This is a genomic window from Hydrogenophaga sp. GW823-FHT04C09 (assembly GCF_058796355.1).
The window spans coordinates 656082-675679 of the sequence record NZ_JBXAIO010000003.1; the positions used below are offsets into that span (position 1 = coordinate 656082).

13 protein-coding genes and 1 pseudogene are annotated in these 19598 nt (G+C 69.1%); 7 read left to right on the plus strand and 7 right to left on the minus strand.

The annotated features are described in order from the left end of the window. The first annotated feature begins 22 nt into the window (after positions 1-22). Positions 23-1351, plus strand: coding sequence for a TAXI family TRAP transporter solute-binding subunit (locus AC1Q9M_RS12240; protein ID WP_382156196.1), 1329 nt, complete (start codon positions 23-25; stop codon positions 1349-1351). Positions 1352-1361: 10 nt separating this feature from the next. Here the strand turns inward: AC1Q9M_RS12240 and AC1Q9M_RS12245 are convergent, their stop codons facing one another. The 3 genes from AC1Q9M_RS12245 to ettA form a co-directional block, all read right to left on the minus strand. Continuing rightward, positions 1362-3476: a DUF1631 family protein gene (locus AC1Q9M_RS12245; RefSeq protein ID WP_492433999.1), complete on the minus strand. Its 2115-nt coding sequence runs from the start codon at positions 3474-3476 to the stop codon at positions 1362-1364. Positions 3477-3585: 109 nt separating this feature from the next. Further along, complete coding sequence (locus AC1Q9M_RS12250) at positions 3586-4140, minus strand: DUF1415 domain-containing protein (protein ID WP_382321028.1); 555 nt, start codon at positions 4138-4140, stop codon at positions 3586-3588. 117 nt (positions 4141-4257) lie between these two features. Beyond that, positions 4258-5919 carry an energy-dependent translational throttle protein EttA gene (gene ettA / locus AC1Q9M_RS12255; protein ID WP_291121668.1) on the minus strand — a complete coding sequence of 554 codons (1662 nt, stop codon included), beginning with the start codon at positions 5917-5919 and terminating at the stop codon, positions 4258-4260. A 307-nt stretch (positions 5920-6226) separates the two neighbouring features. On the opposite strand from ettA, the gene AC1Q9M_RS12260 reads away from it, so the two are divergent. Both AC1Q9M_RS12260 and AC1Q9M_RS12265 read left to right on the plus strand, forming a co-directional pair. Next, positions 6227-8014, plus strand: a complete 1788-nt coding sequence (locus tag AC1Q9M_RS12260; protein ID WP_492434023.1) for a DEAD/DEAH box helicase — start codon at positions 6227-6229, stop codon at positions 8012-8014. A 29-nt stretch (positions 8015-8043) separates the two neighbouring features. Further along, entirely contained in the window at positions 8044-9126 is a 1083-nt protein-coding gene (locus AC1Q9M_RS12265; RefSeq protein ID WP_492434002.1) for an endonuclease/exonuclease/phosphatase family protein, read from the plus strand. Here the strand turns inward: AC1Q9M_RS12265 and cphA are convergent. After that, positions 9115-11703, minus strand: coding sequence for a cyanophycin synthetase (cphA, locus tag AC1Q9M_RS12270; protein ID WP_382156188.1), 2589 nt, complete (start codon positions 11701-11703; stop codon positions 9115-9117). The two genes, AC1Q9M_RS12265 and cphA, sit on opposite strands and share 12 nt — an antisense overlap. A 37-nt stretch (positions 11704-11740) precedes the next feature. Then, complete coding sequence (locus AC1Q9M_RS12275; RefSeq protein WP_382321030.1) at positions 11741-13969, minus strand: cyanophycin synthetase; 2229 nt, start codon at positions 13967-13969, stop codon at positions 11741-11743. Positions 13970-14136: 167 nt separating this feature from the next. On the opposite strand from AC1Q9M_RS12275, the gene AC1Q9M_RS12280 reads away from it, so the two are divergent. Next, positions 14137-16419: a cyanophycin metabolism-associated ABC transporter gene (locus tag AC1Q9M_RS12280; protein ID WP_382321032.1), complete on the plus strand. Its 2283-nt coding sequence runs from the start codon at positions 14137-14139 to the stop codon at positions 16417-16419. Beyond that, positions 16416-16892: a cyanophycin metabolism-associated DUF1854 family protein gene (locus AC1Q9M_RS12285; RefSeq protein ID WP_382156182.1), complete on the plus strand. Its 477-nt coding sequence runs from the start codon at positions 16416-16418 to the stop codon at positions 16890-16892. Before AC1Q9M_RS12280 ends, AC1Q9M_RS12285 begins: the two co-directional genes overlap by 4 nt. 12 nt (positions 16893-16904) lie before the next feature. On the opposite strand, the gene AC1Q9M_RS12290 is transcribed toward AC1Q9M_RS12285, so the two are convergent. Beyond that, positions 16905-17288 carry a cupin domain-containing protein gene (locus AC1Q9M_RS12290; protein ID WP_382321037.1) on the minus strand — a complete coding sequence of 128 codons (384 nt, stop codon included), beginning with the start codon at positions 17286-17288 and terminating at the stop codon, positions 16905-16907. A gap of 69 nt (positions 17289-17357) precedes the next feature. On the opposite strand from AC1Q9M_RS12290, the gene AC1Q9M_RS12295 reads away from it, so the two are divergent. Both AC1Q9M_RS12295 and AC1Q9M_RS12300 read left to right on the plus strand, forming a co-directional pair. Then, a complete protein-coding gene (locus tag AC1Q9M_RS12295) occupies positions 17358-18020 on the plus strand; it encodes a response regulator (protein WP_382328475.1) in 663 nt (220 codons plus the stop codon). Further along, the gene (locus AC1Q9M_RS12300; RefSeq protein ID WP_444687119.1) at positions 18017-19390 is read left to right on the plus strand and encodes a sensor histidine kinase; all 1374 of its coding nucleotides are present in this window, start codon (positions 18017-18019) and stop codon (positions 19388-19390) included. Before AC1Q9M_RS12295 ends, AC1Q9M_RS12300 begins: the two co-directional genes overlap by 4 nt. On the opposite strand, the pseudogene AC1Q9M_RS12305 reads toward AC1Q9M_RS12300, so the two are convergent. Beyond that, positions 19387-19598 (minus strand): annotated as a pseudogene (locus AC1Q9M_RS12305) (DUF4148 domain-containing protein); the annotation flags it as partial. The gene AC1Q9M_RS12300 and the pseudogene AC1Q9M_RS12305 overlap by 4 nt on opposite strands.

The window sequence follows — 19598 nt, forward strand, 5'->3', positions numbered from 1 at the left end:
GTCGGCATGCTAATGTCGCGCCATGCCCAAGACCCTGCGATACACCCTGCTCTCCCTGCGCGAGATGCTGCTGTCTGCCGGCCCGTTCGCCATCCTCACGGTCGCCCTGCTCTGTTTCACCTACTGGTGGCTCAAGCCCAACCCGCCGGACCGCGTGGTGCTGGCCACCGGGCCCGCGCAAAGCGCCTACGAAGCCTTCGGCAAACGCTACGCCGAGGCGCTCGCGCGCAACGGCATCACGGTCGAGCTGCTGCCGTCCGAAGGTTCGTCCGCCAACCTGGAGCTGCTGCGCACCGGCCAGGCCGACCTGGGTTTCGTGCAGGGCGGCACGGCCGACATCGGCTACGACGACGAAGATTCCATCACCTCCCTGGGCAGCCTGTTCGTGGAACCGCTCTGGCTGTTCTACCGGGAGGACGCCGCCAAGCGCCTGCGCAAGTCGCCCACCGTGAGCAAGCTCTCCGAACTCAAGGGCTGGCGCGTGAACGTGGGCACGCCGGGCAGCGGCGTGCCGCGCCTGTTCTCCACGCTGCTGGACGTGAACCGTCTCAACGCCTCCGAGATGACGCTCAGCCAGCTGGAGCAGACACCCGCCACGGTGGCCTTTCTCAACGGCGAGCTCGATGCCGTGGTGTTCGCCTCGGCGCCCGAATCGCTGATGGTGCAGATGCTGCTGCAGACGCCCGGCGTGCGCCTGCTGGACTTCGCGCAAAGCGAGGCCTACTCGCGCCGCTTCGGCTACCTCACCCCCGTGGTGATGCCGCAGGGCATGGTGGACCTGGCCAACAACATCCCGCCGCGCAACGTGCGCCTGGTGGCTTCCACCACCAGCCTGCTCGCGCAGGCGAACACGCACCCGGCCATCCTGCAGCTGTTCGCGCAGACCGCCATCAGCCTGCACAGCGGTGCGAGCTGGTTCAGCCGGGCGCGCGAGTACCCAAGTCTGGAACACAGCGAGGTGCCCATCGCGCCCGAGGCGCAGCGCGCCATCAAGGGCGGCACGCAGCCCTTCCTGCAACGCTACCTGCCGTTCTGGCTGGCCAACCTGATCGAGCGCATGTGGCTGGCCATGGGCCTGATCATCGCGCTGGCGCTGCCGCTCTCGCGCATCGTGCCGCCGCTCTACACCTTCCGCATCCGCAAGCGCGTGTTCCGCTGGTACGCCGAGTTGCGCGACGTGGAGCAGCGCAGCGAAAACAGCGACGAGAGCGCGCAGGAGCTGCTGGAGCAGCTGAACGCGATGGAGGCCAAGGTGGAAAAGGTGGTGGTGCCGCTGTCGTACACCGACGAGCTCTACGCGCTGCGCAACAACATCCACCTGGTGCGCAAGAAGCTGCTGCGCAAGGCTTGAGGGCCGTTCCTCAGGGGCCTTTTTTGTCCTGCGCCATGGCGCTGTTGAGCCAGGCCTGGCGAGCCACCTCGTCCAGGGCCTCGTCCACCACGCCGTGGTCGGCCACCACGCGCAGGCGGTCCTGTTCCAGCAGGCGTTCGAGCCCACGCTTGGTCATGGACAGCGAACGGCCGTTCGCGCCGGTGAACAGGAACAGCGTGCCGTGCGGGCTGGCCCAGGTGATCTGCCAGCGCATGGCCTGACCGTCCTGCAGCACATCGACCCAGGAGCCCACGGGCAGGTCCGAGGTGCGCTGCACCGCCATCTCGGCCTTGACCTCGGCCCAGTCGCGCTGCCGCTGCATGGGCCGGGTTTCGAGAAACGCCGGCTGGGTGGAGGTCAGCTGAGAGTCGAGCAGCACGTCGTCCATCAGGCAGGAATCGCGCGCCTCGGTGCGCTGCATCCAGGGCTCGTCGTCCATCTCCGGCTGGATGCTGGGCTGTTCTTCCTCGGGCGGCGGCTCCTGGCTGCTGCGCTGGGTCTTGTAGGCCGCCTCGTGCAGGCCCATGAGCGCCTGGAAAAACGCCTCGGTCTGCTCGCGCGGGTAGTCGATGGAGTCCAGGCCTTCGCGCAGCGTGCGCAGCACGCCGGGGATGACCTTGACCAGGCGCGGCCTGTTCAGGCTGGCCAGCGCCAGCTGGCTGGACCACAGCAGGTCGGGCAGGATGTCGCTGTAGCGCCGCGCGGGCGAGTCGACCGGCGACACGGGTGAAGACTCGGACATCTCCAGCCGCGCCTGCGCCACCACCTGCGACCAGGGGCCGGTGAGGAAGCGCCGCACCACACCCGGCGCTTTGTCGAAGTCGTTGCGCGCGCGGATCTCGGCCGCCACGCGTTCGGCCAGCAGGTTGCGCTGCTCCACGCGCACCAGCGTCTGCACCGCCAGGCCACGCGCCTGCACCTGCGCGGGCGCCACGGACTCCGCTTGCGAACGGTGCAGGTCCGCGAGCAGGCTGGGGAAGCGCTCGGCGAGGTCCTCGCCCGGCTTGAGCAGGGTGCGCACGATGCCGCGCACCTGGTTGGAGAACGGGTTGTAGCCCGGGTCCATCTCGCTGGTGAACGCCAGGCTGCGCTCGGTGATGGCGTCGAGCAGGCGGCGCGCGGGGTTCTGCTTGTCGGCGAAGAAGCGCGGCTCGCTGCGCGCCAGCTGCAGCAGCGCGGGCTTCATGTCCTGCACCAGGTTGCGCACCGGCGCGAGCAGGCGCTCGTCGGCCGCGATGCGCTTGAGCATGAGGGTGACGACCTCGCTGGCCAGCGTGCGGCCCATGACGTTGTCCGACACCGCCGTCTTGCTGTTGGACTTCTCGTTGAGGTCGAGGTTGCCGACCAGCAACTGGTGGAGATGATCGAGCGTGAGCAGGTTGTCGTTGACCAGCACTTCCTGCACCGAGACCGCTTCGTCCCGCGGGCTGGCCGCCGCGACCGACCGGCGAGGCGCCGCGGTCTGCGTCACCACGTAACCGGCCGGCTTCACGCCCGCACGATCGAGTTGCTTGCTCAAATAGGCGTACAGGTGGCGCAGCTCGTCACCGAGCGACATGGCGCCGACCTGCAGCCAGCGCGTGCGCACCGCGGCTTCCACATGCAGGCCCTTGAGCGCCGTCATCAGCGCGGCCACGATCACCTCGACCCGCAGGGGGTTGGCCTCGGGGTTCACGACCGTGAGACCCTGGGCGCCACTCATGCGCGAGGTCAGCGTGACCAGCTCTTCGTCCACCGCCATCTTGACGACCTGCTGCACGCGGGCGAGCTCCACGGTTTCCTGCACCTGGTCGTCGCCCATGAGTTCGAGCTCGTCGAAACTCACGGTGGGCGAGCGGCGCGAACCGGTGCCGGTGTGCGGCAGGGCGTTCTCCATCGACTCGGCGAACGCGGCGAGAAAACGGGTGGCGATCAGGTCGCGGTGCGACTCCAGCGTGGTGCGGGCCTGCAGCATGCCCTGCTTCTCGCTGAGCTGGCCGGCCGAGAGCTCGCGGTCCTTGAGGGTGCTGTGCAGCTTGCCCAGCCAGCGCGGCACCCACTCGCGGGTCTGCGCCAGGGCTTCGCGGAGGCAGGCGTCAAAGGCCTGGGTGTTGCTGGCGTCCATGCAGCCGGTGTCCTTCGTGAGCGGGGAAGAAAACGGAAAGGGTTCTGCACATTATCGGCAGGAGGGTGCCGTCACCATAGCGCAAAAGTAGGCCGGAAAGGCCTGGCGTTCACCGCTCAGCCATCAATGCGCGCCAGCCATCGGCGCCCAGCTCGCGCAGGGTCTGCAAGTTGCGCTCGACGATGGCGTCGGCGTCACCGCCGGCGGTCTCGATCGCGCGCTCGACGCTGTCCTCGCGCAGCAGGTGCAGCGTGGGAAACGGCGCGCGGTTGGTGGCGTTGGTCACGTCGTCCGGCGCCGTGCCCTCGAATTGAAACAAAGGGTGAAACGGCGCCACCTGGATCACACCTTCGAGCTCGTGCTCGGCCACCACGTCGTCCACCACGTTGAGGAAGTCGTTGAAGACCTCGAAATCGGGGAACAGCGTGGCATGCACCAGCAGGGTGGTGTCGATCTCTTCGGCCGGCGTGTTCACCAGCAGGTCGAGCTCGCGGTCGAGATCGTCCAGGAAGGCGTCCAGGTGCCGCGCCGTACTCACCACGATGCGCACCTGGTTCTTCACGTACACCGCGCGCGCGAACGGACACAGGTTCAGGCCGATGACGGCCTTCTCGATCCAGTGGCGCGTGGCGGCAAGAACGTCTTCGGCGGTCAAAGTGGACATGTCGGGAAGAAGAGGTGGTGCTGGTCCAGAATGCCGCGGGTCCGGGTCCCCCGGCCCGCAGGCATTGCCCCCTTGAGGGGGTGACGGCCCGAGCATCGGGCCGGCGCGGGGGTGGGCTTACTTCAAGGCTTTGAAGCGCATGCGCTTGGGCTTGGCACCCTCTTCACCCAGGCGCTTCTTCTTGTCGGCTTCGTACTCCTGGTAGTTGCCGTTGAAGAACACCCACTGGCTGTCGCCTTCGGCGGCCAGAATGTGGGTGGCGATGCGGTCGAGGAACCAGCGATCGTGGCTGATGACCAGCGCGCAACCGGCGAACTCGAGCAGCGCGTCTTCGAGCGCGCGCAGGGTTTCCACGTCCAGGTCGTTCGAGGGTTCGTCCAGCAGCAGCACGTTGCCGCCCTCGGCCAGCGTCTTGGCCAGGTGCAGGCGACCGCGTTCACCGCCCGAGAGGCTGCCCACGCGCTTTTGCTGGTCGCCGCCGGAGAAGTTGAAGCGCCCGCAGTACGCGCGGCTGGGCATCTGGAACTTGCCCACGGTGATCATGTCCAGGCCGCCGGAGATGTCTTCCCACACGGTCTTGTCGCCGTCCAGGCCTTCGCGGCTCTGGTCGACGAAGGCCATCTTCACGGTCTGGCCGATCTTCACTTCGCCGGAGTCCGGCTGTTCCTTGCCGCTGATCAGCTTGAACAGCGTGGACTTGCCCGCGCCGTTGGGGCCGATGATGCCGACGATGGCGCCCGCGGGGATCTGGAAGCTCAGGTTGTCGATCAGCAGGCGGTCACCGAAGGACTTGCTGACGTTCTTGAACTCGAACACCTCGTTGCCCAGGCGCTCGGCCACGGGAATGAAGATCTCGTTGGTTTCGTTGCGCTTCTGGTACTCGACGTCGCTCAGCTCTTCGAAACGGGCCAGGCGCGCCTTGCTCTTGGCCTGGCGGCCCTTGGGGTTCTGGCGCACCCACTCCAGTTCCTTCTTCATGGCCTTGGTGCGGGCGTCTTCGGTGCGCTGCTCCTGCTCCAGGCGGGCTTCCTTCTGCTCCAGCCAGGTGGAGTAGTTGCCCTTGTAGGGAATGCCGTGGCCGCGGTCGAGTTCGAGAATCCACTCGGCCGCGTTGTCCAGGAAGTAGCGATCGTGGGTGATGGCCACCACGGTGCCGGGGAAGCGTTGCAGGAACTGCTCGAGCCAGTCCACCGATTCGGCGTCCAAGTGGTTGGTCGGTTCGTCGAGCAACAGCATGTCGGGCTTGGACAGCAGCAGGCAGCACAGCGCCACGCGGCGCTTCTCACCGCCGGAGAGCACGCCGATCTTGGCGTCCCAGGGCGGCAGGCGCAGCGCGTCGGCCGCGATTTCGAGCTGGTGTTCGCCGTCGGTGCCCGAGGTCGCGATGATGGCTTCGAGCTGCGCCTGCTCGGCGGCCAGGGCGTCGAAGTCGGCGTCTTCCTCGGCATAGGCCGCGTAGACCTCGTCCAGGCGCTTCTGCGCGGCGCGCACACCGCTCATGCTGGCCTCGACCGCCTCGCGCACGTTCTGCTCGGGGTCGAGCTGGGGTTCCTGAGGCAGGTAGCCGATGCGGATGCCCGGCATCGGGATCGCTTCGCCTTCGATCTCCTTGTCGATGCCGGCCATGATCTTGAGCAGCGTGGACTTGCCCGAGCCGTTGGTGCCCAGCACGCCGATCTTGGCGCCCGGGAAGAACGAGAGCGAGATGTCCTTGAGGATCTGTCGCTTGGGCGGCACGATCTTGCCGACCCGGTTCATGGAAAAGACGTATTGAGCCATGGGAATGTTCTGCCTGAAGAATCTGCAGCCAGGACGGCCGCGCAACCCATGATTATCCCCTCAGACACCCATGGACCGCTTTTGAGCGGCGGTTGACGGCGGCAAAGCCCCGATCGTGCGACAATAGACCCTGTCGGGCACTTCAGTTGGCTCGGCGCCGGCACTTCGCCGGGGTGTGCGCAACCCGCTTGCGGCCACCGACTTCCTGAATCCATCTGCCCCAGACTGACCGGGCGCCGCAGCCAACCAGGCCGCGACATCCGGAGTGGCCGATGCCCCCAGCGCCCTGGACGGGCGCCTCATCTACATGACCTTTGACGATCTGAACCTGGCCCCGGCCATCGTGCAAGCCGTGCGCGAGCACGGTTACGAAACCCCCACCCCCATTCAGGTGGAGGCCATCCCCGCAGTGCTGGCCGGCCGCGACCTGCTCGGTGGCGCCCAGACGGGCACCGGCAAGACCGCCGCCTTCACCCTCCCGCTGCTGCAACGCCTCTCCGGCAGCGAGCGCGCCAAGAGCCGCTTCGGCGGCGTGGGCATCCGTGCCCTGGTGCTCACCCCCACCCGCGAACTCGCCGCCCAGGTCGAAGAGTCGGTGCGCGTGTACGGCAAACACCTTTCGCTGACCTCCACCGTCGTCTTCGGCGGCGTCGGCATGAACCCGCAGATCAACGCCATGAAGCGCGGCGTCGACATCCTGGTGGCCACCCCCGGCCGCCTGCTCGACCTGCAGCAGCAAGGCTTCCTCGACCTCTCCACCGTGCAGATGCTGGTGCTGGACGAAGCCGACCGCATGCTCGACATGGGCTTCATCCACGACGTGAAGAAGATTCTCGCGCTGGTGCCCAAGGAAAAGCAGAGCCTGCTGTTCTCGGCCACCTTCAGCGACGAGATCCGCGACCTCGCCAGCGCCCTGCTCAAGGACCCGCTGCACATCCAGGTGACGCCCCGCAACACCACGGTGCAGCGCATCACGCAGGTGATCCACCCCGTGGGCCGCGGCAAGAAGAAGGCGCTGCTGGTACACATCATCAACCAGCACAACTGGAGCCAGGTGCTGGTGTTCACGCGCACCAAGTTCGGTGCCAACAACGTCGCCGAGTACCTCACCAAGAACGGCATCCACGCGATGGCGCTGCACGGCAACAAGAGCCAGGGTGCCCGCACCCAGGCGCTGGCCGGCTTCAAGAGCGGTGAGATCCGCGCCCTGGTCGCGACCGACATCGCCGCGCGCGGCATCGACATCGACGAGCTGCCGCACGTCGTGAACTACGAGATCCCCAACGTCAGCGAAGACTACGTGCACCGCATCGGCCGCACCGGCCGCGCGGGCAACAGCGGCGAAGCCGTGAACCTCGTGAGCCTGGACGAAGAAGGCTTCATGATGGAGATCGAGCGCTTCACCAAGCAGCAGATACCGGTGCAGATCTTCCCCGAGTTCATGCCCGAGCCAGGCGAGAAGGCCGAGCCCATCGCCATGGGCCGCCAGACCATCTGGGGTGGCGCGGGCAAGCCGCCCAGCCGCGAGGTGATGGCGGCGGCCGCCAAGGCCGCGCGCACCGAGATGCTGCAGCGCGTGCGCGAGAAAAAGGCCAGCGAGCCGCAAGGCCGTGGCAACGGCGGTGGCGGTCAGCGCCAGCGCCCCGCCGGTGATGGCAGCCAGGCCGACGGCCCGCGCGGCGAAGGCCGTCGCGGCAACGGTGGCGGCGGTCAACGCGCCAATGGCAATGGCGGCGGTGGCAATGGCCAGCGCCAGGGCCAGCGCCACGGTGGTGGCCAGCAGGGCCAGCGCCCGCCGCGCGAAGACCGCGGCTTCCGTGAAGACCGCGGCCCGCGCGAGGACCGCGAACCCGGTGCCGAGCGCCAGCCCGGCCCCAACGCCCACCTGGGCAGCCTGCGCATCAAGGAACCCCGTCCGCGCGCGGCCAACCCGGGCGGCCAGCCCGATCCGCTGCGCACCAGCATCGACGCGATGCGCACCGGCAACCGCGGTGGTGGCAGGGGCAAGGGCGGTGGCGGCGGTGGTGGTGGTCAGCGCGGCAACGCGGGTGGCCCGGCCGACCCGCTGCGCACCAGCTACGGCCGCATCCGCTGAAGCGGCGGCTTTCCCACTACAGTGCGGTCATGCCCCTTGACCGCACCACCCCCCTCGGCGCCCCGTCGGCCTCTGCTGGCCACGGGGCGCCGGCACGTTATGCCACCCTCATGATGGCCACCTGCAACGTGCTCAACCTGGCACAGCCAGGCCGCCACTTCTACGAAGGGCAGGACCCTTACACCCACACCGAGTTCGAGCGCAAGGTAGGTTGGCTGGGCGATCGGTTCCGGGCCCTCAATGCCGACGTGCTGGCGGTGCAGGAGGTCTGGGACGAGGCCGCCCTGCGCACGGCGGTGGCGCGCAGCGGGCTGCAATACGGTTTCGTCGCCGTGCCCGGTGCCGAAAACGGTCCCGGCCAGATCGGCGCGCAAGGCACGCCCCGGGTGGGCATCGTGACGCGCCTGAAGGTCGATTCGCTGCAGTCGCTCAACGACTTTCCCGAAGCGGCCCGCGTGCAGGTGCCTGGCCTGGGCCTGCACACCCGCTTCGAACGCCCGCCGCTGATCGCGATGCTGCGCCTCAAGCACGGCCAGCCGGTGTGCGTGATCACCGCGCACCTCAAGAGCAAGCGGCCCAAGTTCCTGGAAGATGCCAACGGGGTGGGCATCGAAGACACGGCCGACCCGGCGGTGCAGGCGCTGGCCTCGCTGCGTTCGCTGGTCATGCGCGCCAGCGAAGCCCTGGCGCTGCGCCTGAAGGTGGTCGAGCTGCTGCACCGCACCCAGCTGCCGCTGGTGCTCATGGGCGATCTGAACGACGGTCCGCACAGCGTGACGACGCAGCTGATCGCGGCCACCTCGCAGGTGGCCTACGACAAGGGCGCGCTCGACCACGCGCTGTTCAGCGCCTGGGACGTGCAAGGCGAAGCGGCGATGCGCCGCGACGTGGCGTACTCGCACATCCACCAGGGCTACCCCGAGGTGCTGGACCAGTTGCTGGTGAGCGAGCAGTTCGTCGCGACCAGCCGGCGATCGATCGGCGATGTGCGGCGCGTGGAGGTGTTCAACGACCACCTGTTCGAGGGCCGCGACCGCAGCCGCAGCGACCACGGCTTCGTGCGGGCGCTGCTGCGGCTGCGCCTGCCCGACCTGCCCCTCTCAGCGGGCTGAGGCGCCCGCTTCGCGGATGCGCTGCGCGAGGTGCGCGAGCGCCTCTTCCACCTGGTCCACCAGCACGAGGCAGAGGTCGCCGGGTTGCAGCCGCTCCAGCGCGGCGTCGATGGCCACGAATTCGCCCCGGATCTCGAACACCTCTTTCGTGCGGCTCGCCCCGGCGAGTCCCTCGCGCAGCAGCGTGAGCACCTCGCCATCCTCGCGGCCGCGCTGGCAGGCGTCCTGGAACAGCAGCACGTCGTCGAAGGCCTTGCCCAGGATCGTGGTCTGCTCGCGGATGTCTTCGTCGCGGCGGTCGCCCGCGCCGCTGATGACCACGCTGCGCCGGCGCGCGGGCATGGCGTTGACCGCCTCGACCAGGGCGCGCATCGCGTCCGGGTTGTGGCCGTAGTCGGCGATCACGGTGGCGCCGCGGTAGTCCATCACGTTGAAGCGGCCCGGCGCGTTGTCGGCGTCGTTGGAGAAGCTGGCCAGACCACGCGCGATGGTGTCCCAATCCAGGCCGGCGCACCAGGCCGCGCCGATGGCCGCCATGACGTTGTCCTTCTGGAAGCCGATGGTGCCGCCGCGCGTGATGGGCACGCCCTGCAGCGGAATCTGCACGCGCCAGCTGCCTTCGGTCACGATGATGCGATCACCTTCGACGCAGATGGTGCGCTTGCCCTGCACGCGGTGCGCGGCCAGCACGGGGTGGTCGTGGTCCTGCGCGAAGAAGACCACGCCGCCGGTGCACTTGGCGGCCATGGCCGCGACGATGGGATCGGCCGCGTTGAGCACCGCGTAACCCGTGGGCGCGACGTTCATCACGATCACGCGCTTGAGCACCGCGAGGTCTTCGACGGTGGTGATGTAGTTCAGGCCCAGGTGGTCGCCGGTGCCCACGTTGGTCACCACCGCGACCTGGCACTGATCGAAGCCGAGGCCCTCGCGCAGCATGCCGCCGCGGGCCGTTTCGAGCACGGCGGCGTCCACGTCGGGGTGCAGCAGCACGTTGCGCGCGCTCTTGGGGCCCGAGCAGTCGCCGCTGTCGATCTGGCGGCCATCGACGTACACGCCGTCCGTGTTGGTCATGCCCACGCGCATGCCGCTGGTGGCCATGAGGTGCGCGATCAGCCGCGTGGTGGTGGTCTTGCCGTTGGTGCCGGTGACGGCGACCACGGGGATGCGCCCATCGTCGCCGGGTTCGAACATGTTGGCGATCACGGCCTCGCCGACCGGGCGGCCCTTGCCGTACGACGGCGAGAGGTGCATGCGCAGGCCGGGCGCGGCGTTGACCTCGACCACGCCACCGTGCTGCTTCTCCAGCGGCACGTGCACGTTCTCGCAGACCACGTCGACGCCGCAGATGTCCAGGCCCACCGTCTGCGCGGCGGCCACGGCGCGGGCGGCCACGTCCGGGTGCAGGTCGTCGGTGACGTCTGTCGCGGTGCCGCCGGTGCTCAGGTTGGCGTTGTTGCGCAGCACGACGCGGCGGCCCATCTCGGGCACCGACTCGGGTTTCAAACCCTGCACGTCCAGGCGCGCCAGGGCGATGTCGTCGAAGCGGATCTTGGTCAGCGAGGTGGCGTGGCCGTCGCCGCGTCGGGGGTCGGCGTTGACCAGGTCCACCAGCTCGCGCACGGTGTGCTCGCCATCGCCGATCACGTGCGGTGGCTCGCGCCGCGAGGCGGCCACCACCTTGTCGCCCACCACGAGCAGGCGAAAGTCGCTGCCCGGCAGGTATTTCTCGACCATCACGTCGCCGATCTCGGCGGCCGCGCGGAACGCGATGTCCATGTGCTCGCGCGAGACGATGTTGACCGTCACGCCCTTGCCCTGGTTGCCGTCCTGCGGCTTGACGACCACGGGCAGGCCGATCTCCATGGCGGCCGCCCAGGCGTCGTCGGCGTCGCTGACGGGCCGCCCTTCGGGCACCGGCACACCGGCGGCGCCGAGCAGGGCCTTGGTCAGGTCCTTGTCCTGGGCGATCGACTCCGAGACCGCGCTGGTGCTGTCCACCTCGGCGGCCCAGATGCGGCGCTGGCGCGAGCCCCAGCCCAGCTGCACCAGGCTGCCGGTGGTGAGGCGGCGGTAGGGAATGTTGCGCGCCACGGCGGCGTCCACGATGCAGCCGGTGCTGGGGCCCAGGCGCACGTCTTCGTCGAGCGCGCGCAGGCGGGCGATCGCTGCCTCCACGTCGTAGCTTCCGGCATCGCCCGCGCCGGCGGCGGCGAGCAGTTCGCGGGCGATGTCGAAGGCCAGCCGGCCCACCACCTCCTCGCTGTACTGCGCCACCACCTGGAACACGCCCGGCTCCAGCGTGGCCGAGGTGCGGCTGAAGGAGACCGGGCACCCCGCCTGGGCCTGCAGGGCCAGCGCGGTGGCTTCCAGCACATGGGCCAGGGTCAGATGCTCTTGCGGGTTGCTGGGCTCCAGGGGTCCCACGGAGGGGAAGAGCTCGCGCAGCCGCCGTTCGAAATCCGGCAGGGCTTGCAGGTCCATCTCGTGCGGTTCGCAGGAGACGATGGCCTCGATGCAGGTGTGGCGGCTCCAGAGATTGGGGCCGCGCAGGGTCCGGATGCGAGAAACGTCCATGACGGAAGCTGGGAGTGAATGAAGAGAGGACCGGCGCTCAGCGCGCCGCGTCCAGGGTAACCGGTTCTGGCCGTTCGGGGATAGGAGCGACGTCGAGACCCGCCGTCTCGATGCCGGCGGCCATCAGTTCGGGCGAGACCGCGAGCGCCCAGGCGGCGGCGGCCACGGCCATCAAGGTGTGCGCGCCCAGCGACTGCAGCAGCCCCTGCACCACGGGTGCGTCCAGCCGAACGCGGTGGGCCTTGCGCACGCCCTCGGCCAGCACCAGCTGGCCTTCGAACACCGATACGGTGCGAGAGCCCGCCTCGCGGTGTTTCTGCAGCGCGGGCGAGGCGGCGTCCATGCCGTAAAGAATCACATCCCCATCGCACAGCTCGACCATCTCCAGCACCCGGGCGTCGTCGGCGTTGAGCACGGCCACGCCGTCGGGCAGCACCACGTCCACCTGGGTGCGCATCACGCGGTAGAGCTGGTCGGTGCTGCGCACGTCGTGCCGCTCCAGGCCCTGGAAGTCGTCGAGATCGGTCACGACCCCCACGGTGCAGCGGTCGTAGGCCAGACCGTCGTCCAGGATGACGGCGGGGCCGTTCTCCAGCACCACGGCGTCGATCTCGCGGTTCATCAGCAGGCGCTGGCCGGCCTCCCAATGGGCGCTGGGCCGGGCATCGACCTTGCGGTTGCCCAGGAACAGGCCGTCCTGGCAGGCCAGGCCGACCTGGTGGCCGCTCAGGTGCAGCAGCCAGCCCACCAGCCGGGCGATGGCGTTGCCATGGCGCGAGCTGGCCACGCCCACGATGGGCACGCGGCCGTTGCCGCCTTCGTCGAACAGGTGGTCCACGATGGCACGGCCCACCGGGCGCGACAGGCCGGTGGCGGGCTTGAGGTGCATCAGCAGCCCAGGCCCGGCGTTCACCTCCACCACCGCGCCGCCTTGCGCCTGCAGCGGGCGGCCAATGTCCTGGGCGACCAGGTCCACACCGGCCACGTCCAGCCCCACCACGCGGGCGGCCAGTGTCACGGCGTGCGCCACCTCGGGGTGCACTTCGTCGGTGCAGTCGATCGCCACGTTGCCATTGCGCTGGACCATCACGCGCCGGCCCAGGGCGGGCACGGCCTCGCCCGATAGGCCCTGGCGCTCCAGCAGCAGGCGCATGACGGGTTCGCGGTCCAGGCGGATGGTCTCGAGCGGGAACTCCTCGGCCTCGCCCCGGCGCGGGTCGCTGTTGAGCTGGCTGTCGATGAGCTGTTCCACGGTGGAGCGGCCATCGCCCACCACCGACAGGCTTTCACCGCGCGCCGCCGCGACCACGCGGCCGCCCACGACCAGCAGGCGGTGCTCGTCGCCCAGCACGTAGCGCTCGACCATGACCTCACTGCCCTCGGCGTCGGCCACCGAGAAGGCTTTTTCGATGTCTTCGCGCTCCGACAGGTCCAGGCTCACCCCACGGCCATGGTTGGCGTCGGAGGGTTTGACCACCACCGGCAGGCCGATCTCCTGCGCGGCTTCCCAGGCGGCTTGCGGGCTGTCGACCACCTGGCCTTCGGGCACGGGCACGCCGCAGGAGGCCAGCAGGCTCTTGGTCAGGTCCTTGTCGTGCGCGATGTTGCCGGCGATGGCGCTGGTGCGGTCGGTCTCGGCCGTCCAGATGCGGCGCTGGTGCCGGCCCTGGCCGAGCTGGACCAGGTTGCCGTCGTTCAGGCGCAGGTGGGGGATACCCCGGTCCGTAGCCGCGGCGACGATGGACGCGGTGCTCGGGCCGAGGTAGCTGCGGTCGATCTGCTCGACCAGGCGCGCCACGGCGGCCGGCACGTCGAAGCCGGCCGCGCCGTCCTCGCGCTGGCGGATGGCGGCGAGCAGCAGGGCATGCGCTTCGGTGAGCGCGGCCCGGGCCACGGCCTCGTCGCGGGCGCGGAACACCATGCGGTAGACACCGCGCCGGCTGGTCTCGCGCGTCTGGCCGAAACCGGTGGGCATGCCCGCCAGATTCAGCAGCTCGATGACGATGTGTTCCAGGATGTGGCCGGCCCAGGTGCCCTCGCGCAGGCGCTGGATGAAGCCACCGCGCTCACCCACACCGCAGTGGTGTTCTTCGAGGGCGGGCAGCCATTCGACCAGGCGTTCGGTGAGGCCGGGCAGCTTGTTGGAAGGAAAGTCCTCCAGATCGCCCAGATCCAGCCAGACTTCGAGCACCGGTCGGTACGTCCAGATGTTGGGGCCGCGCAGGTAGTTGATGCGCAGCAGCGTGATGTCGTGTTTCGAGCTCATGTCTCCGGCGGGACGCGTGATTCGGGCGACCGGGTGTAGTACCGATCAGGGGTTCAGAAGAACTTCAATGCCATCAACGATCGCGGGCTCGACATCGGTGAAAATGCAAGGCTCCCCCGTGGGAGCATGCCATTTCTCGCGGTCGACGCCACGCTGTCATCTTCACCATGCTTTCACACTTTCCAGCTGAATCCTCAGCCCCAGGAGCCGACCCTGCACAGGACGCCTTGCGGCCCGCATCAACCCAGCTGGGGGGCGATGATAGCGCTGTCGTTGCCTTGGCGCTGGACTTGGACAGCGATTTACATTTCCGTACGCGCACCCTGTTGTTAACCCGTCAAAAGTTCACACTCGAAGGCCAGGAGTGGATACTGAGCCCGGGTATGGAGCTGCGGCTGAGCGACCACGCCGGTGTCGGCACCCTGGAGCTGCTGGACGCCCAGGGGCGCATCGCGGTGTGGCGCTTCACCATGGGCGTGCAGGCCCGGGCCGCGCGCATGGTCGACCAGTTCCATCGACTGATGGCCCAGCTGGATCAGGCGTCCGAGCAGGTGATCGAGGAACCCGCCCGCACCTGCCCCCAGTGCCAGGCCACCCTGCCGGCCGACAGCGATGAATGCCCGGAATGCGCCCAGGAAGTGCCGCAGGCCCCGCCGTCCACCTGGGTGCTGCTGCGCCTGTGGCGCTTCGCCCGGCCCTACCGGTGGACGCTGCTCACCGGTTTCCTGCTCACGCTGGCCTCCACCGCCGCCACGCTGGTGCCGCCCTACCTGACCATCCCGCTGATGGACCGGGTGCTGATCCCGTTCCAGAACGGCCAGGAAATCGACACCGGCCTGGTGCTGGCCCTGCTCAGCGGCCTGCTGGGCTCGGCCCTGCTGGCCTGGGGCCTGGGCTGGGCGCGCACCTGGTTGCTGGCCCTGGTGTCCGAGCGCATCAGCTCGGACCTGCGCACCACCACCTTCGACCACCTGCTCGAGCTTTCGCTGGACTACTTCAGCAGCAAACGCACCGGCGACCTCATGGCGCGCATCGGCAGCGAAACCGACCGCATCAGCGTCTTCCTGTCCCTGCACGCGCTGGACTTCCTCACCGACGTGCTGATGATCACCATGACCGCGGTGATCCTGTTCTCGATCAACCCCTGGCTGGCGCTGGCCACGCTGGTGCCCCTGCCCTTCATCGGCTGGATGATCCACCTCGTGCGCGACCGCCTGCGCACCGGCTTCGAGAAGATCGACCGCGTCTGGGGCGAGGTGACCAACGTGCTGGCCGACACCATCCCCGGTATCCGCGTGGTCAAGGCCTTCGCCCAGGAAGCCCGCGAGGCGCGGCGCTTCAAACAGGCCAACGAGCACAACCTGGCCGTCAACGACCGCATCAACAAGACCTGGTCGCTGTTCACCCCCACCGTCACCCTGCTCACCGAGATCGGTCTGCTGGTGGTGTGGGCCTTCGGCATCTGGCTGGTCAGCCAGAGCGAGATCACGGTGGGCGTGCTCACCGCCTTCATCGCCTACATCGGGCGCTTCTATGGCCGGCTCGACTCGATGAGCCGCATCGTCTCGGTGACGCAGAAGGCCGCCTCGGGCGCCAAGCGCATCTTCGACATCCTGGACCACGTCTCCAACGTTCCCGAGCCGGCTCAGCCGGTGCCGCTGACCCAGGTGCAGGGCGGCCTGCAGATGGAAGGCGTGAGCTTCCGCTACGGCAGCCGCACCGTGATCCGCAACCTGAGCCTGGACATCCGCCCCGGCGAGATGATCGGCCTGGTCGGCCACAGCGGCTCGGGCAAGAGCACCCTGGTCAACCTGCTGTGCCGCTTCTACGACGTGAGTGAAGGCGCCATCCGCATCGATGGCACCGACATCCGCCGCGTCGGCGTGGCCGACTTCCGCCGCCACATCGGCCTGGTGCTGCAGGAGCCCTTCCTGTTCTTCGGCACCATCGCCGAGAACATCGCCTACGGCAAACCCGGTGCCACGCGCGCCGAGATCGTGGCCGCCGCGCGCGCCGCGCACGCGCACGAGTTCATCCTGCGGCTGCCGCAGGGCTACGACTCGCTGGTCGGCGAGCGCGGCCAGGGCCTCTCGGGTGGCGAGCGCCAGCGCATCAGCATCGCGCGCGCGCTGCTGATCGACCCGCGCATCCTGATCCTGGACGAGGCCACCTCCTCCGTGGACACCGAGACCGAGAAGGAAATCCAGAAGGCACTGGACAACCTGGTGCAGGGCCGCACCACCATCGCCATCGCGCACCGGCTCTCCACCCTGCGCAAGGCCGACCGCCTGGTGGTGATGGACCGCGGCCAGGTGGTGGAGATCGGCCCGCACGACGAACTGATGGCGCAGCGCGGCGCCTACTGGCGCCTGTACGAAGCGCAGGCGCGCAAGGAGCAGGAGGCCGCCGCCCTGCTCGACGCCGACACGCCCGAGGACAACGACGCATGAACACCCCGAACCCCGCCTGGCAACTGCAGCGCAACCCCTTCGGCCGCCTCGTGCTCACGGACGCCGCCGGAGAGACCCACGTGGGCGTGGTGCCCGTGCGGGCCTTCCCCATCGGCGCGCCCGACGAAGGCCTGTCGCTGGTGGGCAGCGACGGCCACGAACTGGTCTGGGTGGACCGCCTCTCCGCCTTGCCAGCCGACTTGCGGCAGTTGCTGCAGGAAGAGCTGGCGCAACGCGAGTTCACGCCGGTGATCCAGCGCATCGAATCGGTGTCCACCTTCTCCACGCCCAGCACCTGGCAGGTGAGCACCGACCGCGGCCCCACCAGCTTCGTGCTGCGCAGCGAGGACGACATCCGCCGCCTCGAAGGCCAGGCCCTGCTGATTCTGAGCGGCCAGGGTGTGTGCTTCGGCGTGCGCGACCGCTTCGCGCTGGACGCGCACTCGCGCCGGCTGCTCGACCGGTTCCTCTGACGGCGCGCCCGCTCAGCCCCTGACGAACAGGGTCACCAGCGGTTCGTCGCCCACCTGCCGGCTGCGGTGGCCGTGCACCGTGGGGTCGAAGCTGGCCCCGGGGGGCAGCGTGTCGGCCGAGTAGAAATGCTGGCCCGGCCCGAAGGCGCGCCAGCTGCCGTCCTGCAGGCCGATCTCCATGCAGCCCTGCAGCACGAACAGCCATTGCGCATCGCCGGTGCAATGGAACTCGCTGCGAAAGCCCACCGGGCTCTGGCGCAACTGGCAGGCCGTCGCCGGCAGCAGGGCCGACAGGCGGGCCGCGGGCGAGCCCTCGGACAAGGGGATCTCGGCCTCGCGGAAACGCGCGCGGCCATCGGTGTCGGTGAACAGAATCACCTGCGGGAATGTGCTCAAGGAAACCTCCGGAGTCGGGCTTTGCTTTGTACCAGAGGCGTTCGCGCTTTTCGCTCACACTACGCAACCATGAAAGTTCTACTCGCCGAAGACGACCTCATGCTGGGCCGGAGCATGGAGCGCGGGCTGCGCCTGGCCGGCTTTTCCCTGGACTGGACGCAGGACGGCCCGCAGACGCAGGCCGCGCTGCGCGAACAGACCTACGCCGTGCTGCTGCTCGACATCGGCTTGCCCGGGCTGGATGGCCTGCAGCTGCTGCAGTGGCTGCGCTCGGAAGACCGCCCGGTGCCCGTGCTGGTGGTCTCGGCGCGCGACGCCGTGAGCGACCGCGTGGCCGGCCTCAACCTGGGGGCCGACGACTACCTCACCAAACCCTTCGACCTCGACGAGCTGGTGGCGCGCGTGCACGCGCTCGCGCGCCGGGGCAGCGGGCGCGCCCAGCCCGAGCTGCAGTTCGGCCGCCTCACCATGCGGCCGCTGCGCCGCGAGGCCCTGCTCGACAACCAGCCCGTCACCCTGGCCGCGCGCGAATACGACCTGCTGCTCGCCCTGATGGAAAACCCGGGCACCGTGCTCTCGCGCGAACAGCTGGAAAGCCGCCTCTACGGCTGGCAGGAAGAGGTGGCGAGCAACGCGGTGGAGGTGCACGTGCACCACCTGCGGCGCAAACTGGGTGCGGCCTGGATCAAGAACGTGCGGGGCGTGGGCTACAAGCTGGTCGCCGCGGCATGAACTCGATCCGCCAGCGCCTGCTGTTCTGGCAGATCACGGCGCTGGTCGTCACCAGCGTGCTGGTCAGCGCCTTCACCTACCACCTGGCCTGGCAGGCCTTCAACCGGGTGCGCGATTTCGGCATGGAGCAGATCGCGCATTCGGTGGTGCGGCACGGCGTGCGCCCCCACAGCTGGGCCCTGGACCCACCCGAGCACGCCGCACCGCGGCCCACGGCCCGCCCAGCCCCGCAGGACAACCCGCCACCCTGGGTCACGGACGACCTGGGCCGCTTCATCAGCCAGATCTGGTCCACCGACGCGGAGCTGTTGTACGCCTCGGTCGAGGGCGTCGGCCCTCCCCTGCAGGAGCCCGGTTTCCACAATGTCGAGTGGTCGGGCGAAGCCTGGCGGGTCTACACGCTGGTGGACGACGAGGAAATCGTGCAGATCGCCAAGACCGAAAGCGACCGCGCCAGCAGCTTCGCCCAGATGGCGCCCTGGCTGCTGGTGCCGGTGGCGGTGCTCGTGCTGCTGCTCGGCCTGCTGATCCGCGTGGCCGTCAACCGCGCGCTGGCGCCGCTGGAGGCGCTGGGCCAGGACATCCGGAGGCGCGACGAAAAAGACCTGCAAGCGATCGCCACGGACGGCTTGCCCGAGGAGGTCGCGCCGCTGGGCCAGGCGCTCAACCAATTGCTGGAGCGCGTGTCGCGCCTGCTCACGCGCCAGCGCCAGATGCTGGCCGACGCCGCCCATGAATTGAACACCCCCCTGGCGGCCGTCAAGCTGCAGGCCCAGCTCACGCGCCGCGCGCCCCCGGGCGAGCGCGAGGCCGCACTGGATGAACTCGACCAGGGCATCGCCCGCAGCACCCACCTGGTGGCGCAACTGCTGCAGATGGCGCGGCTGGAAGCGGATGGGCGCGAGCGCCAGCCCGTGCCGCTGCGGCTGGATCAACTGGCGGCGGACGTGGTGGCCGCGTTTTCGGCCCGCGCCGAAGCCCGTGGCATCGATCTCGGGCTGGACAGGCGCGAGGCCGCCACCGTGCTGGCCGATCCACAGGACCTGCGGGTGCTGCTCGACAACCTGGTGGACAACGCCTTGCGCCACACGCCCCCGGGCAGCCGGGTGGACCTGCACGTCGAGCAAGCCGAAGGCCGTGCCCAGCTGAGCGTCAACGACAACGGCCCCGGCATTGCCGAGGCCGATCGCCAGCGGGTGCTGGAGCGCTTCGTGCGCCTGAACCCGCAGAACGAGGCCACCGGCAGCGGCCTGGGTCTGGCGATCGTGGCGCAGATCGCCCAACAAAACGGGGGGCTGCTGACCTTGGCCAGCAGCCCCCCGGGGGGTTTGAGCGTGCGCGTCGCTTTCAGCGCACTGCCGACCACTTAGCCGCCGTTGGCGCGGCGCGATTCGACCAGCTCGGCGCGCACTTCAGCGCGCGTCTTGCCTTCGGCCAGCACCGGCTGGGCGTACTTGCCGGGGAACAGTTCGTTGGCCTTGGCGCCGGTCTGGCCATCGGCCACGTAGTCGCCCGTGCGCAGGGCTTCGGCCAGTTCGGCCTTCACTTCGGCGCGGGTCTTGCCCACGGCGGCGGTGG

Coding starts and splice junctions, on each gene's coding strand:
- AC1Q9M_RS12240 (WP_382156196.1), top strand. CDS start 23: ATGCCCAAGACCCTGCGATACACCCTGCTCTCCCTGCGCGAGATGCTG.
- AC1Q9M_RS12245 (WP_492433999.1), bottom strand. CDS start 3,476: ATGGACGCCAGCAACACCCAGGCCTTTGACGCCTGCCTCCGCGAAGCC.
- AC1Q9M_RS12250 (WP_382321028.1), bottom strand. CDS start 4,140: ATGTCCACTTTGACCGCCGAAGACGTTCTTGCCGCCACGCGCCACTGG.
- ettA (WP_291121668.1), bottom strand. CDS start 5,919: ATGGCTCAATACGTCTTTTCCATGAACCGGGTCGGCAAGATCGTGCCG.
- AC1Q9M_RS12260 (WP_492434023.1), top strand. CDS start 6,227: ATGACCTTTGACGATCTGAACCTGGCCCCGGCCATCGTGCAAGCCGTG.
- AC1Q9M_RS12265 (WP_492434002.1), top strand. CDS start 8,044: ATGCCCCTTGACCGCACCACCCCCCTCGGCGCCCCGTCGGCCTCTGCT.
- cphA (WP_382156188.1), bottom strand. CDS start 11,703: ATGGACGTTTCTCGCATCCGGACCCTGCGCGGCCCCAATCTCTGGAGC.
- AC1Q9M_RS12275 (WP_382321030.1), bottom strand. CDS start 13,969: ATGAGCTCGAAACACGACATCACGCTGCTGCGCATCAACTACCTGCGC.
- AC1Q9M_RS12280 (WP_382321032.1), top strand. CDS start 14,137: ATGCTTTCACACTTTCCAGCTGAATCCTCAGCCCCAGGAGCCGACCCT.
- AC1Q9M_RS12285 (WP_382156182.1), top strand. CDS start 16,416: ATGAACACCCCGAACCCCGCCTGGCAACTGCAGCGCAACCCCTTCGGC.
- AC1Q9M_RS12295 (WP_382328475.1), top strand. CDS start 17,358: ATGAAAGTTCTACTCGCCGAAGACGACCTCATGCTGGGCCGGAGCATG.
- AC1Q9M_RS12300 (WP_444687119.1), top strand. CDS start 18,017: ATGAACTCGATCCGCCAGCGCCTGCTGTTCTGGCAGATCACGGCGCTG.